Source organism: Micromonospora sp. NPDC000089, from assembly GCF_042899365.1.
GTDB lineage: Bacteria > Actinomycetota > Actinomycetes > Mycobacteriales > Micromonosporaceae > Micromonospora.
The window spans coordinates 126,300-141,506 of sequence record NZ_JBIAZT010000004.1 but is presented as its reverse complement, the minus strand read 5'-3'; the positions used below and the strand labels follow the sequence as shown (position 1 = coordinate 141,506).

14 protein-coding genes are annotated in these 15,207 nt (G+C 73.2%); 12 read left to right on the top strand and 2 right to left on the bottom strand.

The genetic code is table 11. The annotated features are described in order from the left end of the window. Positions 1–41: 41 nt before the first annotated feature. Complete coding sequence (locus ACFY3U_RS10185) at positions 42–1,214, bottom strand: acyl-CoA dehydrogenase family protein (protein WP_387198056.1); 1,173 nt, start codon at positions 1,212–1,214, stop codon at positions 42–44. A gap of 83 nt (positions 1,215–1,297) precedes the next feature. Here ACFY3U_RS10185 and ACFY3U_RS10180 point away from each other — a divergent pair, with 83 nt between their 5' ends. After that, the gene (locus ACFY3U_RS10180) at positions 1,298–1,960 is read left to right on the top strand and encodes a TetR/AcrR family transcriptional regulator C-terminal domain-containing protein (protein WP_387198053.1); all 663 of its coding nucleotides are present in this window, start codon (positions 1,298–1,300) and stop codon (positions 1,958–1,960) included. A gap of 94 nt (positions 1,961–2,054) precedes the next feature. Further along, on the top strand, positions 2,055–3,128 hold the full coding sequence (locus ACFY3U_RS10175) for an alcohol dehydrogenase catalytic domain-containing protein (protein WP_387198050.1): 1,074 nt from the start codon (positions 2,055–2,057) through the stop codon (positions 3,126–3,128). Positions 3,129–3,154: 26 nt separating this feature from the next. Here ACFY3U_RS10175 and ACFY3U_RS10170 read toward each other — a convergent pair whose 3' ends face one another. Continuing rightward, entirely contained in the window at positions 3,155–4,057 is a 903-nt protein-coding gene (locus tag ACFY3U_RS10170) for a TetR/AcrR family transcriptional regulator C-terminal domain-containing protein (RefSeq protein WP_387198048.1), read from the bottom strand. Positions 4,058–4,234: 177 nt separating this feature from the next. On the opposite strand from ACFY3U_RS10170, the gene ACFY3U_RS10165 reads away from it, so the two are divergent. The 10 genes from ACFY3U_RS10165 (at position 4,235) to ACFY3U_RS10120 (ending at position 15,203) form a co-directional block, all read left to right on the top strand. Next, positions 4,235–5,434: an FAD-dependent monooxygenase gene (locus ACFY3U_RS10165; protein ID WP_387198046.1), complete on the top strand. Its 1,200-nt coding sequence runs from the start codon at positions 4,235–4,237 to the stop codon at positions 5,432–5,434. 250 nt (positions 5,435–5,684) lie between these two features. After that, on the top strand, positions 5,685–6,446 hold the full coding sequence (locus tag ACFY3U_RS10160; RefSeq protein WP_387198043.1) for an ABC transporter ATP-binding protein: 762 nt from the start codon (positions 5,685–5,687) through the stop codon (positions 6,444–6,446). After that, positions 6,433–7,125, top strand: a complete 693-nt coding sequence (locus ACFY3U_RS10155) for an ABC transporter ATP-binding protein (RefSeq protein WP_387198039.1) — start codon at positions 6,433–6,435, stop codon at positions 7,123–7,125. Before ACFY3U_RS10160 ends, ACFY3U_RS10155 begins: the two co-directional genes overlap by 14 nt. A gap of 46 nt (positions 7,126–7,171) precedes the next feature. Further along, on the top strand, positions 7,172–8,425 hold the full coding sequence (locus ACFY3U_RS10150; RefSeq protein WP_387198036.1) for an ABC transporter substrate-binding protein: 1,254 nt from the start codon (positions 7,172–7,174) through the stop codon (positions 8,423–8,425). 2 nt (positions 8,426–8,427) lie between these two features. After that, entirely contained in the window at positions 8,428–9,309 is an 882-nt protein-coding gene (locus ACFY3U_RS10145) for a branched-chain amino acid ABC transporter permease (RefSeq protein ID WP_387198033.1), read from the top strand. A 167-nt stretch (positions 9,310–9,476) separates the two neighbouring features. Next, entirely contained in the window at positions 9,477–10,481 is a 1,005-nt protein-coding gene (locus ACFY3U_RS10140) for a branched-chain amino acid ABC transporter permease (RefSeq protein ID WP_387198838.1), read from the top strand. Positions 10,482–10,560: 79 nt separating this feature from the next. After that, positions 10,561–11,175 (top strand): transcriptional regulator, encoded by a 615-nt coding sequence (locus tag ACFY3U_RS10135; RefSeq protein ID WP_387198030.1) that lies wholly within the window; start codon positions 10,561–10,563, stop codon positions 11,173–11,175. Between the two features lie 96 nt (positions 11,176–11,271). Then, the gene (locus ACFY3U_RS10130; protein WP_387198027.1) at positions 11,272–12,375 is read left to right on the top strand and encodes an IS30 family transposase; all 1,104 of its coding nucleotides are present in this window, start codon (positions 11,272–11,274) and stop codon (positions 12,373–12,375) included. 633 nt (positions 12,376–13,008) lie between these two features. Then, a complete protein-coding gene (locus ACFY3U_RS10125; RefSeq protein WP_387198024.1) occupies positions 13,009–14,583 on the top strand; it encodes an MFS transporter in 1,575 nt (524 codons plus the stop codon). A gap of 11 nt (positions 14,584–14,594) precedes the next feature. Continuing rightward, positions 14,595–15,203 (top strand): TetR/AcrR family transcriptional regulator, encoded by a 609-nt coding sequence (locus tag ACFY3U_RS10120; protein ID WP_387198021.1) that lies wholly within the window; start codon positions 14,595–14,597, stop codon positions 15,201–15,203. The last annotated feature ends 4 nt before the right edge of the window (positions 15,204–15,207 follow it).

Here is a 15,207-nt window from a genome sequence, read left to right as displayed (position 1 = left end):
GCGAACCACAACTCGCCAAGATCTCGCTCGGGCGGCGGCGCTCAGGCCAGGTGGCCGCCGATCTTCGTGTACCCGCGCAGCAGGTCCCGAGAGATGATCAGGCGCTGCATCTCGTCGGTGCCCTCGAAGATCCGGTAGAGCCGCACCTGCCGGTACCACCGCTCGATCGGCAGCTCCCGGGTGTAGCCCATCCCGCCGTGGATCTGCAGTGCCCGGTCCACCACCCGGTTGACCATGCCGGCGCCGTAGAGCTTGCCCATCGACGACGCGTGCCGCGGGTCCAGGCCCTGGTCCACCGTCCACGCGGAGCGCAGCACCAGCCAGCGAGCCGCCTCCAGCTCGGTCTCCGAGTCGGCGATCATCCACTGGATGGCCTGGTTGGCGCCGATCTTCGTGCCGAAGGTCTCCCGGGTGTTGGCGTGGTCGATCGCCATCTGCAGCACCCGCTCGGCGATGCCCAGCGCGTGCGAGGGGATGGTGTAGCGGCCCTTGCCGATCCACTCCATGCCCAGCGCGAAGCCCTGCCCGACCTCGCCCAGGATGTTGCGGTGCGGCACCCGTACGCCGTCGAAGACCAGCGACGCGGGCCCGCCCTCGCCCATGGTCTGGATGAACTCCGAGCGCCAGCCCATCGCCCGGTCCACCAGGAACGCGGTGGCGCCGCCGTTGCGGGCGCCCTTGTCCCGGTCGGTCACCGCCACCACGATGGCGAAGTCCGCGTCGTTGCCGTTGGTGATGAACGTCTTCTCGCCGTCGAGCACCCAGTCGTCGCCGTCACGGCGGGCCGACAGCCTGATGTTCGCCGCGTCCGACCCGGCGCCCGGCTCGGTGATCGCGAAGCAGGAGATCCGCTCGCCGGCGATGGTCGGCAGCAGGAACTCCTTCTGCTGCTCGGGCGTGGCGTGGAAGAGGATGTTGTCCGCCTCGCCGCCGAAGCGGAACGGCACGAAGGTACGCCCCAGCTCGGTCCAGATCAGCGACTGCATGACCGCCGGCAGGTCCATCCCGCCGTACTCCTCTGGGGTGGCCAGCCCCCAGAAGCCGAACGCCTTCGCCTTCTGCTGCAGCTCCCGCAGCTCGTCGCGGGTGACGCCGGGCTGGTGCGCGCGCTCCCTGCGCAGCACCTCCTGCTCCAGCGGCATCACCTCGCGGGTGACGAACGACCGGACGGTGTCCCGGATCGCCCGTTCCTCGTCGGACAGTGAGAAGTCCATGCCGGTCCCTCCGTCGTCGCGGTGTCGTCGCCGCCTAAACTAGCGGTGCAAGTTTTCCGGCGTCCAGACCCTCAGGAGGGCCCGTGCCCCGACCGCGGCAACCCGTGCTCTCCCGGGAGCGGATCGTCGCCGCCGCCCTGGCGCTGATCGACGACGGCGGGCTGGCCGCGTTCTCCACCCGGCGGCTGGCCGCCGCGCTGGGCGTGGCCGGGCCGTCGCTCTACAACCACTTCGCCAACCGGGAGGCGATCCTGGACGCGGTGGCCGACAGCGTCACCGCCACGGTGGACACCGGCGCCTTCGGCCGGCACGAGTGGCCGGAGGCGTTGCGCCGGTGGGCGTGGTCGTACCGGCGGGCGCTCACCGCGCACCCGCACGTCGTGCCGTACCTGGCCCAGGGGCCTCGGCGGCGGCCGGCCGCGCTGGCCATGGCGGACGCCGTCTACGGCGCGCTGGTCAAGGCCGGCTGGCCGCCCGCCCGGGCCACCCACGTGGGCGCCGCGCTGCGCTACTTCGTCGCCGGCTCGGCGCTGGGATCGTTCGCCCGTGGCTTCGTCGAGGACCCGGAGCTGTACGCCGCCCACTACCCGCACCTGGGCCAGGCGCACCGGCTGGCGGAGCACCAGCGCAGCGTGGACGAGGGCGCCTTCGCGCTCGGCCTGGACGCCCTGCTGCACGGCCTGGTCGCCGAGCACGCCCGCGTGGCCGCGCCACCGGTCGCCGACGCCCGCCTGGTCCGGCCGTAAAACTCCCACTGCTAGTCTGGTCGGCCAGCCACCGACCCGGGAAGGACGACATGGACCTCGCCGTCGCGCCCCTCGCGTCCCCGGTCCGCCGACGATGAGGGCGCTCGTCGCCCGGGCCGCCGGCGCGCCACCCCGGGTCGAGCGGGTACGCCTGCCCGCGCCCGGCCCGGGCCAGCTGCGGGTGCGCATCCGCGCTGCCGGGGTCTGCCACTCGGACCTGTCCATGCTCAACGGGGCGCTGGACCCGGCGTACCCGGTGGTGCTCGGGCACGAGGCCGCCGGCGTGGTGGCCGAGGCCGGCCCCGGCGCCCGGGTGCCGGTCGGCGCCCAGGTGGTGCTGAACTGGTCGCCCGCCTGCCGGCGCTGCTGGTTCTGCCGGCAGGGCGAGCCGTGGCTCTGCGCCGCCAATACCGCCTCCACGGTGCCTCGCGGCGAGACCGCCGACGGCGCCCCGCTGCACGTCGCGCTCGGCCTCGGGGCGTTCGCCGAGGAGGTGGTCGTCCCCGAGACGGCGGTGGTGCCACTCCCCGTCGAGCTGCCGCCGGAGCGGGCCGCGCTGCTGGGCTGCGCGGTGCTCACCGGCACCGGCGCGGTGCGCAACACCGCCCGGGTGGCGGCCGGCGAGTCGGTCGCGGTGATCGGCCTGGGCGGCGTCGGCTTGTCGGCCCTCACCGCCGCCCGGGCCGCCGGCGCCGGCCCGATCATCGCGGTCGACGTGGCCGAGGCCAAGCGCGCCCCGGCCCTGGCCGCCGGCGCCACCCACTTCCTGCTCGCCGACGACCGGCTGTCCCGGGAGGTACGCGGGCTGACCGACGGGCGCGGCGTCGACCACGCCTTCGAGTGCGTGGGCCGGGCGGCCACCATCCGCGCCGCCTGGCGGTCGACCCGGCGCGGGGGAGCGGTGACCGTGGTAGGCATGGGCGGCCGGGACGACGTGCTGGAGCTGTCCGCGCTGGAGATCTTCCACTCCGCCCGCACGCTGCGCTCCTCGATGTACGGCTCGTCCGACCCGGACCGGGAGGTCCCCGTCCTGGCCCGCCAGGTGGCCGACGGCAGCCTCGACCTCGACCCGCTGATCAGCGGCCTGGTCGGGCTGGACGAGGCGCCCGCCGCGTTCGGCCGGCTGGCCCGGGGTGAGGGCGCCCGCTGGGTGGTCACCTTCCCCTGACCGGTGCGGACCTGCCGGGCGCGAGGTCAGTGCCCGGCCCGGCCGATCACCGCCGCGTAGCCGTCCAGCAGCCGGGCCAGTCCGAACTCGACGATGCCGTCCAGGGTGAGGTCGACGTCGCCCTCCTCGGCGAGGGTGGCGAGCGTCGGGTAGCGGCCGGGCATCATCCGGCGCAGCGCCGGCTCGTGCGACTCCACCCACTCCTCGTCGGTCAGGCCGGTGTCCTGCTCCGCCTGGGCCTCCGCCTCCAGGCCGGTGGCGGCCCCCCGGACGAAGGCCATCAGGGTGATCGCCAGGTGCCACCGGGTGTGCCGGTCGAGGCCGAGCCCGGCGGTGGCGCGCAGCGCCCACTCGGTGTGCGCCATCGCCCGGGGCAGTGGCTGCGGCCGGGTCATCGAGATGACGTGCGGCAACCAGCGGTGTCGCCGGTAGGCGGCCCACTGGACGCGGGCCAGCAGCTCCAGCTGGGCCCGCCAGCCGGCGGGCCGGGTCGGCGGCAACAGGTCCGCGAGCGCGGCGTCGGCCATCAGGCCGACCAGCTCGCCCCGGCCGCGGACGTGCCGGTACAGCGACATGGTCGCCACCCCGAGCTGCGCGGCCACCGCCCTCATCGAGACCGCGGCCAGGCCGCCCGCGTCGGCGAGGGCGATCGCCGTGCCGACCACCCGGTCGCGGCTCAGCCGCGGGTCGGGCACCGGCCGGGCCGCCCGGCGCGGCGCCACCACCGTGCCGGCGCCGGGCCGGGTCAGCACCACGCCCTCCTCGCGCAGCACCGCCAGCACCCGGCTCGCGGTGGCCAGCGCCACCTGGTGCTCGCGGGTGAGCTGCCGAGCCGACGGCACCGGGTCACCCGGTCGCAACTGGCCGCCGTCGATCCGCCGGCGGATCTCGGCGGCGATCCGGCGGTACGGCGGTTCGGCGGCGGGCACGGCGCACCTCCGGGCGGAGCGTTCTAGGACGAGGAGCCGGCCCGGCCCCTCTCGCCGGGCAGCGTACTAGTACGCAGCCGGCCCGGACTGCACGTCGCGCCTAGCGTCCGAGGCGCGGAGCGGTCGGCTCCGCCCGCCACCGGCGCGGCCGGGCGGACGACGTACGCAGGGGGATCCGTGGACGACAGGACCGTGCTCATCTCCGGCGCCGGCATCGCCGGGCCGGCCCTCGCCTTCTGGCTGCGCCGGTACGGCCTGCGGCCGGTGGTGGTCGAGCGGGTCGCCGGCCCGCGCCCCGGCGGGCAGGCCGTCGACATCCGGGGCGCCGCCCGCCGGGTGGTCGACCGGATGGGCCTCACCGAACGGGTACGCGCCGAGTGCGTCGCCGAGCGGGGGATGGCGTACGTCTCCGCCGACGGGGTGCGCCGGGCCGAGATGCCGGTGCACGTCTTCGACGGCGAAGGCATCGTGGCCGACCTGGAGATCGCCCGCGGCGACCTGGCCCGGCTGCTGTACGAGGCCACCCGCGACGGGGTGGAGTACCTGCACGACGACTCGATCGTGGGCCTGACCGAGACCGGGGACGGGGTGCGGGTCACCTTCGAGCGGGCCGCGCCCCGCACGGTGGAGCTGGTGGTGGGCGCGGACGGCGTGCACTCCCGCACCCGGGCGCTGGCCTTCGGGCCGGCGACGGAGTACCTGCACCCCCTCGGCGCGTACCTGGCCTCCTTCACCACCCCGTACCCGGACGAGGACGGCTGGTTCCTGCTGCACAACGTCCCGGGCGGCCGGGTGGTGGGCACCCGCCCCAACCGGCACGGCCGGGTCACCGCCCTGTTCAGCTTCGTCTCTGCGCCGCTCGACCTGGCCCGGGGCGATGTCGCCGGGCAGCGGCGGGTGCTCGCCGACCGGTTCGCCGATGTCGGGTGGCGGGCGCCCGAGCTGCTGACCGCGCTGGCCGACGCGCCCGACTTCTACTTCGACCTGTACGCGCAGGTGCGGATGGACCGGTGGAGCCGGGGCCGGGTGGCGCTGCTCGGCGACGCCGCCTGGTGCCCGTCCCCGCTCACCGGGCAGGGCACCAGCCTCGCCCTGGTCGGGGCCTACCTGCTCGCGGGGGAGCTGGCCGCCGCGCCCGGCGACCACGCCACCGCCTTCGCCCGGTACGAGGCGGCGCTGCGCGGGCACGTTCGGCGCTGCCAGCAGCTGCCCGGCGGCGGGATCTCCGGGTTCCTGCCGGCCCGCGCGGCGGCGATCCGGATGCGGGACTTCTCGATCCGGGCGATCACCTCCCGCCCGCTGCGGCCGCTGGCCCGCCGGGCGTTCTTCGCCAAGGCCGACGGCCTCACCCTGCCGGAGTACGCCCCGGCGGGATGACGGTCGGTACGGCAGGTGGCCGGTCCACATGGGAGCGCTGCCGGTCGACCGTCACCGACCCCGGTCGATGTCGCTTCGGCGGCGCCGACCGGGGCGGCCATGTCCGGCGGCGACGCGTCGACCGGCCGGAATGTGTGGGGGATCGACATGGTTCGACTCCTGCGGCCGGCCGTAGGTTTCCTGCACGCGACGGCCAGGTGACCCAGGTCACCGACCCGGTCGTCGCCGGGGACCCGCGGAGGAGAAGGCGATGGCCGAGCAAGCGCTCCTGTCGGCGCACGGGCTGACCCGCGACTTCCGGGGCTTCCGCGCGGTCGACCACGTCGACCTGGCCGTCGCGCCGGAGAGCGTGCACGCCCTGGTCGGCCCGAACGGCGCCGGCAAGACCACGCTGTTCAACCTGCTCACCGGCTTCCTGCCGCCGACCGCCGGGCGGATCGAGCTGGCCGGCCGGGACCTCACCGGCCTGCCACCGGAGCGGGTCGCCCGGCTGGGGGTGGCCCGGTCGTTCCAGATCACCAGCCTCTTTCCGCAGCTGACCGCCCGGGAGCACGTGGAGCTGGCGCTACAGGGCCCGAGCGGGCTGGGCTGGCGGTTCTGGCGGTCGGCGAAGCTGATGGACCGCTACCGGGACCGGGCCGTCGAGCTGTTGGCCCTGGTCGGCCTGGCCGAGCTGGCCGAGGCGCCGTCCGAGGCCCTGGCGTACGGGCGCAAGCGGGCCTTGGAGCTGGCCATCGCGCTCGCCCTGGACCCGAAGGTGCTGTTGCTGGACGAGCCGACCGCCGGGATGGGCCTGGAGGACGTCGACCGCACGGTGGAGCTGATCGCGACGGTCCGCGCCGGCCGGACCGTGGTGCTGGTCGAGCACAACATGAGCGTCGTCGGCCGGCTGGCGGACACCGTCACCGTCCTGCAGGCCGGCCGGGTCCTGGTCGAGGGCCCGTACGAGCAGGTCCGCGCCGACGAGCGGGTCGTCACCGCCTACCTGGGAGCCGCCGATGCTGCGCGTTGAGAACCTGTCGGCCTCGTACGGCGAGGCGCGGGTGCTGCGGGAGGTGAGCCTGGACGTCGCCGCCGGCGAGGTGGTCACCCTGGTCGGCCGCAACGGCGCCGGCAAGTCCACCCTGCTGCGCTGCGTGATGGGGCTGCACCCCGGCCAGCGCGGCACGGTGGCGCTGGACGGCCGGGACCTGACCCGGCTGCCGGCGCACAAACGGGCGCGGCTCGGGCTCGGCTGGGTGCCCGACGACCGGGGCGCGTACGCGACCCTCACCGTCACCGAGAACCTGACCCTGCCGCCCCGGGTCGGCCCCGACCCGTGGCCGCTGTCGCGGGTGTACGAGGCGTTTCCCGCGCTGTACGACCGGCGCGACTCGGCGGCCACCACGCTCTCCGGCGGTGAGCAGCAGATGCTCGCGCTGGCCCGGGTGCTGCGGATGGGCGCCCGGCTGCTGCTCTGCGACGAGCCCACCGAGGGGCTCTCGCCGCTGCTCGTGCGGCAGGTCGGCGACCTGCTGCGGGAGGCCAAGCGGCACGGGGTGACCGTGCTGCTGGTCGAGCAGAACCTGCACTTCGCCACCGGCGTCGCCGACCGGCACTACCTGCTGGCCGAGGGGCGCGTGGTGGAGGCGATGGACAACTCCGAGGTGCGCTCGCGGGAGCGCGAGCTGCTGGCGTACCTCGGGATCTGAATTCGACGGCTGACCCGCGCGGACCGCGCGGTACGAAGGGACGGACATGCGTAGGAGCGTGGGGGTGGCCGCCGCGTCGGCGGCGGTGGCGCTGGTGGCGGCCGGGTGTGGCGGCGGTGGTCCGGCGTCCGGCGGGGACCAGAAGCTGACCGGCGACAAGATCGTGCTGGGGGTGCTCAACGACCAGTCCGGGGCCTACTCGGAGCTGTCCGGGAAGAACTCGGTCAAGGCCGTGGAGATGGCCATCGCCGACTTCAAGGCGAAGTACGGCGACAAGGCGGTGACCAAGGACATCACCGTGGAGACCGCCGACCACCAGAACAAGCCGGACGTCGCCAACGCCAAGGCGAGTGAGATGTACGACCGCCGGGGCGTCGACCTGATCCTCGACGTGCCGACCTCGTCGGCCGCGCTGAAGGTCGCCGACGTGGCGAAGGAGAAGAAGAAGCTCTACTTCAACATCGGCGCGGCCACCACCGAGCTGACCGGCAAGAGCTGCAACAAGTACACGTTCCACTACGCGTACGACACGTACATGCTGGCCAACGGCACCGGGAGGACCACCACCGAGCAGGTGGGCAGGAACTGGTACATCCTCTACCCGAACTACGCCTTCGGCCAGGACATGGAGAAGAGCTTCTCCGCCGCGATCGCCCAGGCCGGCGGGCAGGTGATCGGCAAGGACGGGGCGCCGTTCCCGAACACCTCCGGCGACTACTCGTCGTTCCTGCTCAAGGCCGCCGGGATGAACCCGAAGCCGCAGGTGCTCGGCACCATGCAGGCCGGCGCGGAGCTGGTCAACGTGGTCAAGCAGTACAACGAGTTCAAGCTGCGGGACAAGGGGATCGGGCTGGCGGTCGGCCTGATGTTCATCACCGACATCCACTCGCTCACCCCGGCGGCGCTGGCCGGCACCACCTACACCGACGCCTGGTACTGGAACTTCGACAAGCAGAACCGGGACTGGGCCGACCGGTTCCAGTCCGAGACGGGCACCCGGCCGTCGTTCGCGCACGCGGCCAACTACTCGGCCGCGACGCAGTATCTCGAGGCGGTGCAGGCCGCCGGCACCGACGACGCGGACACGGTGGTCAAGGGGCTCGAAGGCAAGACCGTCGACGACGTCTTCCTGCGTAACGGCAAGATCCGCGCGGAGGACCACCGGGTGATCCACGACGCGTACCTGGCCCAGGTCAAGCCGCAGGCCGAGGTCACCGAGCCGTGGGACTACGTCAAGGTGCTCAAGACCATCCCGGCGGCGGAGGCGTTCCGTGCGCCCTCGGCCGACTGCAAGCTCTGACCATGGCCGGCTTCCTGCAGAACACCTTCAACGGGCTGGTGAGCGGGGCGTTCTACGCCCTGCTCGCCCTCGGGCTGGCGGTCATCTTCGGCATGCTCCGGGTGGTCAACTTCGCCCACGGCGCGTTCTACATGCTCGGCGCCTACGGGGCGTACGTGCTGCTCACCGAGGCGGACGTGACGTTCTGGGCGGCCCTGGTGATCATGCCGGTCGGGCTGGGCCTGCTCGGCATGCTGCTGGAGCGGACGCTCATCCACCGGCTGACCCGGCTCGACCCGCTCTACAACTTCCTGCTCACCTTCGGCCTCACGCTGATCCTTCAGGATCTGGTGAAGACCCGGTACGGCGTGCAGTCCAGCCCGTACGCCACCCCCGCCGCGCTGGGCGGCTCGGTCGACTTCGGGCTGTTCGACTTCCCGACGTACCGGGTCTTCATCCTCGGCTTCGCGGTGCTGCTCTGCGGGGCGGTCTGGTGGGTGCTGACCCGCACCCGGGTCGGCACGGTGGTCCGGGCGTCGACCGAGCGGCCCGAGCTGACCCGGGCGCTCGGCATCGACGTCGGGCGCTGGGTGACCCCGGTGTTCGGCTTCGGCATCGCCCTGGCCGGGCTGGCCGGGGTGCTCGCCGCGCCGATGCGCGCGGTCAACCCGCTGATGGGCGCCGACCTGATCATCGTGGTCTTCGCGGTGGTGGTGATCGGCGGACTGGGCTCGATCTTCGGCTCGGTGGCCGCCGGCTTCGGCATCGGCCTGGTCCAGGCGTGGGCCGAGGCGTACCTGTCCGACTACCCGATCGTGTCCCAGACCGTCGTGTTCGTGGTGATGGCCGCCGTGCTGCTGTGGCGGCCGACGGGGCTGTTCGGCCGTGAGGAGGCACCGGCATGACCGAACGCACCGAGCGGAGCGAGGGCCGTGAGGACATGCCCGGTCGGCTCGGCATGACCGAACGCACCGAGCGGAGCGAGGGCCGTGAGGGCATGCCCGGTCGGCTCGGCATGACCGAACGCACCGAGCGGAGCGAGGGCCGTGAGGGCATGCCCGGTCAGCTCGGCATGACCGCCACCGTGGACACCGAGGCGGCTCCGGCCCGCTCCGGCCTGCTCACCGTCGCCCGGGCGCCCGGCTGGGTCCGCTACGCGCTGCTCGCCGCCGGCCTGGCCGCCGCGCTCTGGCTGCCGAACGGGCTCTACCCGGCGGTAGCGGTGGACATCCTCTGCTGGGCGCTGCTCGCCGTCTCGGTGGACCTGCTGCTCGGCTTCACCGGGCTGATGTCCTTCGGGCACGCCGCGTTCTGGGGCACCTCGGCGTACGTCACCGGTCTGGTGGCGATCCACGCCGGCCTGCCCTTCCCGGCCGCGGTGCTGGCCGGGGCGCTGGCCGCCGCGGCGCTGGCGCTGCCGATCGGCTACCTGGCGGTGAAGCGGACCGGCATCTACTTCGCGATGGTCACCCTGGCCTTCGCGCAGCTGGTCTACTACGTGGCCAACGAGTGGCGCTCGGTGACCCGGGGCGAGAACGGCCTGCAGGGGGTGCCCCGCTCGCTCTTCGGAGCGGATCTCAGCGACGACTACTACTTCTACTACGCGATCCTGCCGATCGTGCTGCTCGGCCTGGCCGCGGCCTGGCGGATCGTGCACTCGCCGTTCGGCCGGGTGCTGGTCGGCATCCGGGACAACCCGGCCCGGGCCCGGGCGCTCGGCTACCCGGTGCACCGGTACAAGCTGACCGCCTTCGTGCTCTCCGGCTTCATCGCCGGGCTGGGCGGCGGGCTGTTCGCGGTCGGTCACCGGTTCGTCTCCCTGGACGTGCTGCACTGGACCACCTCCGGCAAGGCGGTCATCGTGGTGGTCCTCGGTGGTATCGGCACGCTCTGGGGCGGGGTGCTCGGCGCGGCGATCGTGGTCCGGCTGGAGGACTGGCTGTCGTTCTCCGGCTTCGAGGCGATCGGCCTGGTCACCGGCGGCATCTTCGTCCTGGTCGTGCTGCTGTTCCGGCGCGGGGTCTGGGGCACCGTGGCGGCGTACGTGCTGCGCCTGCTGGCCGCTCGACGCCGGTGAATCTGCCGGCCCGGCGCATCCGAACCGGGCCCGCGCACCGAATCCCCTGGTAGGAACCACCTACCCGGGAGTACGTCTGGTGTTGTCAGAACCGGCCGTCGAGACGGCCCGCAAGCGGCTCTCGGCCGCCGCCGAGGACCTCGACGCCAACCAGGTCGCCGCCGCCCTGCTGGAGTCGGCCGACGAGCTGGGCGTGGCGTCGGTCTGGGAGCGGGTCTGCGTGCCGCTGCTGGCGGCGCTGCGCGGGCAGGACGCCGCCGAGATCGCCGTCGAGCACGCGCTCTCCGAGGGCGTACGGATCGGCCTGGACGTGCACCGCCGCCAGCCCGGCCGGCAGCTCCCGCCGGGCGGGGTGATGCTGGCCGGCGCCGAACACGAGGCGCACTGCCTGGGGCTGCACGCCCTCGCCGCCGCGTTGCGCGAGGAGGGCCGCGGCTGCCTGCACCTGGGCCCGGCGCTGCCCTGGGCGGCGCTCGGGTCCGCCGTGCACCGGGTCCGCCCGCACACCGTGCTGGTCTGGTCGCAGACCCCGCTCACCGGCCGCGCGTACCGCCTGGTCCGCTTCGGCCGGGACTTCCCGGGGGTACGCGTGCTCGGCGCCGGCCCGGGTTGGATCGAGCCCGTGCCGCCCCCGTCGATCCGGCTGACCAGCTTCGCCGCCGCCCTCTCCGCCTGCCGCCGCCCACCCGGCTGACCCCACCCCACCCCGCCCCCGTGCGTCCCGTCGGCGGCCCCACCCTGTTGATCATGAGGCTAGCGGCGGTGTGGAGCTGGCGGTTTCTAGGCTTCAGTGCAACTGATCTTGGTTGGGCTGGAGGTGCTGGTGGCGAGGCCGGGTGTGTTGACGTTCGGGCATCGGCAGGTGTTGGAGCATTTGTGGGCTTCGGGTCGGACGATCTCGCAGATCGCGGAGGTTCTCGGGGTGCCGGTGTGCACGGTGTCGCGGGAGGTGGCGCGGAACAACAGTGCGCGGCATGGGACGAAGAACCCGCTCGGGCGGTCGCTGCCGTCTGGGCGGGCTCGGCATCCGTATCGGTGGGGGTATCAGGCGCAGTGGGCGCAGCGGCGGGCTGACGCGGCTCGGCGGCGGCCGGTGACCTCGAAGCTGGCGGTGGGTACGCGGCTGCGGCAGGTGGTGGCGGGGAAACTGGCCCGTAGGTGGTCTCCGAAGCAGATCGCCGCGTGGTTGCGGGCCACGTTCGCCGACCGGCCGGAGTTGCAGGTGTCCCACGAGACGATCTACCAGGCGATCTATGTGCAGTCGCGGGGGAACCTGCGGGCGGAGTTGACCCGGCAGGTGGCGCTGCGCTCGGGTCGCACCCAGCGGCGCCCGCAGTCACGTGCCGCGGGAGCCGCCCGTAGTCGGCGTCCCTGGATCGGGGACCTGCACATCAGTCACCGGCCCGCGGAGGCCACCGACCGGGCGGTGCCCGGGCACTGGGAAGGTGACCTGGTCATCGGCAAGGCCGGAGCCTCAGCGATCGTGACCCTGGTGGAACGAGCCACCCGTTACGTGATGCTCGGCGCTCTGCCCCACGGCCGCGACAGCGCAGCCGTCATCGGTGTCCTCACCGCCCTGGCCGCCCGCATGCCGGCACACCTGCGCCGGTCGCTGACCTGGGACCAAGGTGTGGAGATGGCCACCCACCCGGTTTTCACCGTCGCCACCGGCTGCCCGGTCTACTTCTGCGACCCCCACAGCCCCTGGCAACGCGGCACCAACGAGAACACCAACGGGCTCCTGCGCCAGTACTTCCCCAAAAGCAGCTATGACTTCCGCACCATCGACCAGAACGGCCTGGACGACGTCGCCCACCAACTCAACACCCGACCCCGCGAAACGCTGGGCTGGAACACCCCAGCCCAGCGTCTGGCTCACCTCATCGCCGCCTGACGATTGCACTCACCCCTTGACCCCGCCGCTCTTCCGTTGCCGTCAAACACATGATCAACGGGGTGGGTGGCGGGGTGGTGGCCTTCCGTGCGGGCCTTCAGGCGACGGCCCGGGGGTGCCGACACCGCCACGGGCCGGCCATCCGAGACCGGACATTCGACTCGGATCTGCCTGGCGACTGCGGGCCGACCGTGGGGCCTCGGGTGGCGCATCGGGGGATCGGGTGCGTTTGTTGTCGTCCGGGCAACAACAACTGCACCCGTAAAGCGTTCAGCCGCCGGCCGATGGGCCCGGCCATCGGCCCGGGCTCCCGGCGGCACCGGGAACTGGGTCCGCCGGGCCTCTTCCCGCGACGGTGAAAGCAGCGGTCGGAGTTGTCGCCGAGCGGGCGAGCCCGGCGGGACGGGCGGCGAGTGGCCGGGCGGCGAGTGGGCCGGGCGGCGAGTGGGCCGGGCGGCGCACCCGAAAGTGTCGCGGCGGGTCGGGAGGAGTTCCGGGAATGGTCGAGTGACGCCCGCCACAAACGATACGATTCGGTTCCGTATCGAAACCGCGCGTCCTACGCTCTGACCGTTACGAGTCTGCCCCGTATCGTATCGCGACGCGGGTTAGCCGGGGGGAGAACCGGGCTACATGGAACCGCACGAGAACACCGGGCATCCGAGGCGGTGGGCGATCCTCGGAGTGCTGGTGATCAGCCTCCTCGTCGTCGTCCTCGACAACACGATCCTCAACGTCGCCCTGCGCACCCTGGCCGACCCGGTGCACGGCCTCGGGGCCAGCCAGGGCGAGCTGGAGTGGGCGATCAACTCCTACACGCTGGTCTTCGCCGGACTGCTCTTCACCTTCGGCGTGCTCGGCGACCGCTTCGGCCGGCGCCGGTTCCTGCTGACCGGGCTGGTGCTCTTCGGTCTGGCCTCGCTGCTGTCCGCGTACGCGCAGGACCCGGGCCAGCTGATCGCAACCCGCGCCCTGATGGGCATCGGGGGCGCGGCGATCATGCCGGTCACCCTCTCGATCATCTCGAACGTCTTCGACCCCCGGGAGCGGGGCCGGGCGATCGGGATCTGGGCCGGCGCGGTCGGCCTCGCCGTGGCGATCGGCCCGATCCTCGGCGGCGCGCTGCTGGAGCACTACTGGTGGGGTTCCGTCTTCCTGATCAACGTGCCGGTGGTGGTGGCCGGCGTTGTCCTGGTGGCGGTGCTGGTGCCGGAGTCCCGCGATCCCAACCCCGGCCGGGTCGACGTGCTCGGCGTGGCGCTCTCGGTGGTCGGCCTGATCGCCCTCACGTACGGGATCATCGACGGCGGCGAGCACGGCTTCGACCGTCCGGTGGTGTGGGCCTCGATCGTCGGCGGCCTGGCGGTGCTGGCCTGGTTCATCAACCACGAGCGGCGCAGCGACCACCCCTCGCTGGACGTCCGGCTGTTCCGGGTGCCGCGCTTCGCCGCCCCGGTGGCGATCGTCGGCCTGGTCTTCTTCGCCGCCATGGGCGTCCTGTTCTTCAGCTCGTTCTACCTGCAACTGGTCCGCGGTTACAGCCCGCTCGAGACCGGCCTGCTGTTCCTGCCGTTCGCCGGCGCCCAGCTGATCTTCGCGCCGCGCAGTGCGGCGATGGTCCGCCGGTACGGCGGCCGGGCAGTCGCCACTGTCGGTCTCGGGCTGACCACCGTCGCGCTGGCGTCCTTCGCCTTCATCGACGCGGCCACCCCGATCTGGGTGGTGCTGGTGGCCTACCTCCTCCAGGGCACCGGAATGGCCAACATCATGCCGCCGGCCACCGAGTCGATCATGTCGGCGCTGCCGCGGGAGAAGGCCGGCGTCGGCTCCGCGATCAGCAACACGGTCCGGCAGGTCTCCGGCGCGCTGGGGGTGGCCGTGCTCGGCTCGGTCCTCTCGGCCGTCTACCGGGAGGACATCGCCTCGGCGCTCGACGGGCTGCCCGCCCCGGCCCGCGAGGCGGCGAACGAGTCGGTCTCCGGGGCGTACGCCGCGGCGGGTCAGTTGGGGCCGGCGGCGCCGAAGCTGATCGCGGCGGCCAACGACGCCTTCGTCTCGGCCATGCACTGGGCGGCGGCGCTCTCCGGGGTGGTCGCCGCCCTGGGCATCCTGATCGTGCTCCGCTGGATGCCCGGCCGCACCGACGACGGCGCCCGCCCGACCGCCGCACCGTCGGCCGGCGAACCGGAGATGGCCGGAACCGCATAGGTTCGGGAACAATGTCTGACATGACTTCCACCGCCGATGCTCCGCGGTCGCCCGGGCGACCGCGGAGCACCCGCGCGGACGAGGCCATCATCGAGGCCACCCTCGACCTGCTCGCCGAGGGCAGCACGATCGAGGCGCTCTCGATCGAGGCCATCGCCTCCCGGGCCGGCGTCGGCAAGGCCACCATCTACCGGCGCTGGCCGGGCAAGGAAGCGCTGCTGCTCGACGCGCTGCGCCGGCTCAAGGGCGTCCTGCCGCAGCCGGCCGGGGACTCCGTCCGCGACGACCTGGTCCTGCTGACCGGCGCGATCGGGCAGAACACCGACCCGCGGGCGACGAAGATCATGCCGTGCCTGGTGCCCGAGGTGAACCGTAGCCCGGACCACTTCCAGCTCTACCAGAACATCATCGAGCCGCGGCGCATGCTGATGCGCGAGGTGCTGCACCGGGGGATCCGGAACGGTGAGCTGCGCGCCGAGATCGACGTCGAGGTGACGATGGCGCTGCTCACCGGCCCGATGCTGGTGCAGCGGATGCTGCGCTGGCATCCGGAGCTGGACGACACGATCCTGCCCGAGCGGGTCGTCGACGCCGTCCTGGACGGCATCCGGGCCCGCTGACCGG

Coding starts and splice junctions, on each gene's coding strand:
- ACFY3U_RS10185 (WP_387198056.1), bottom strand. CDS start 1,214: ATGGACTTCTCACTGTCCGACGAGGAACGGGCGATCCGGGACACCGTC.
- ACFY3U_RS10155 (WP_387198039.1), top strand. CDS start 6,433: ATGCTGCGCGTTGAGAACCTGTCGGCCTCGTACGGCGAGGCGCGGGTG.
- ACFY3U_RS10120 (WP_387198021.1), top strand. CDS start 14,595: ATGTCTGACATGACTTCCACCGCCGATGCTCCGCGGTCGCCCGGGCGA.
- ACFY3U_RS10175 (WP_387198050.1), top strand. CDS start 2,055: ATGAGGGCGCTCGTCGCCCGGGCCGCCGGCGCGCCACCCCGGGTCGAG.
- ACFY3U_RS10160 (WP_387198043.1), top strand. CDS start 5,685: ATGGCCGAGCAAGCGCTCCTGTCGGCGCACGGGCTGACCCGCGACTTC.
- ACFY3U_RS10145 (WP_387198033.1), top strand. CDS start 8,428: ATGGCCGGCTTCCTGCAGAACACCTTCAACGGGCTGGTGAGCGGGGCG.
- ACFY3U_RS10150 (WP_387198036.1), top strand. CDS start 7,172: ATGCGTAGGAGCGTGGGGGTGGCCGCCGCGTCGGCGGCGGTGGCGCTG.
- ACFY3U_RS10125 (WP_387198024.1), top strand. CDS start 13,009: ATGGAACCGCACGAGAACACCGGGCATCCGAGGCGGTGGGCGATCCTC.
- ACFY3U_RS10140 (WP_387198838.1), top strand. CDS start 9,477: ATGACCGCCACCGTGGACACCGAGGCGGCTCCGGCCCGCTCCGGCCTG.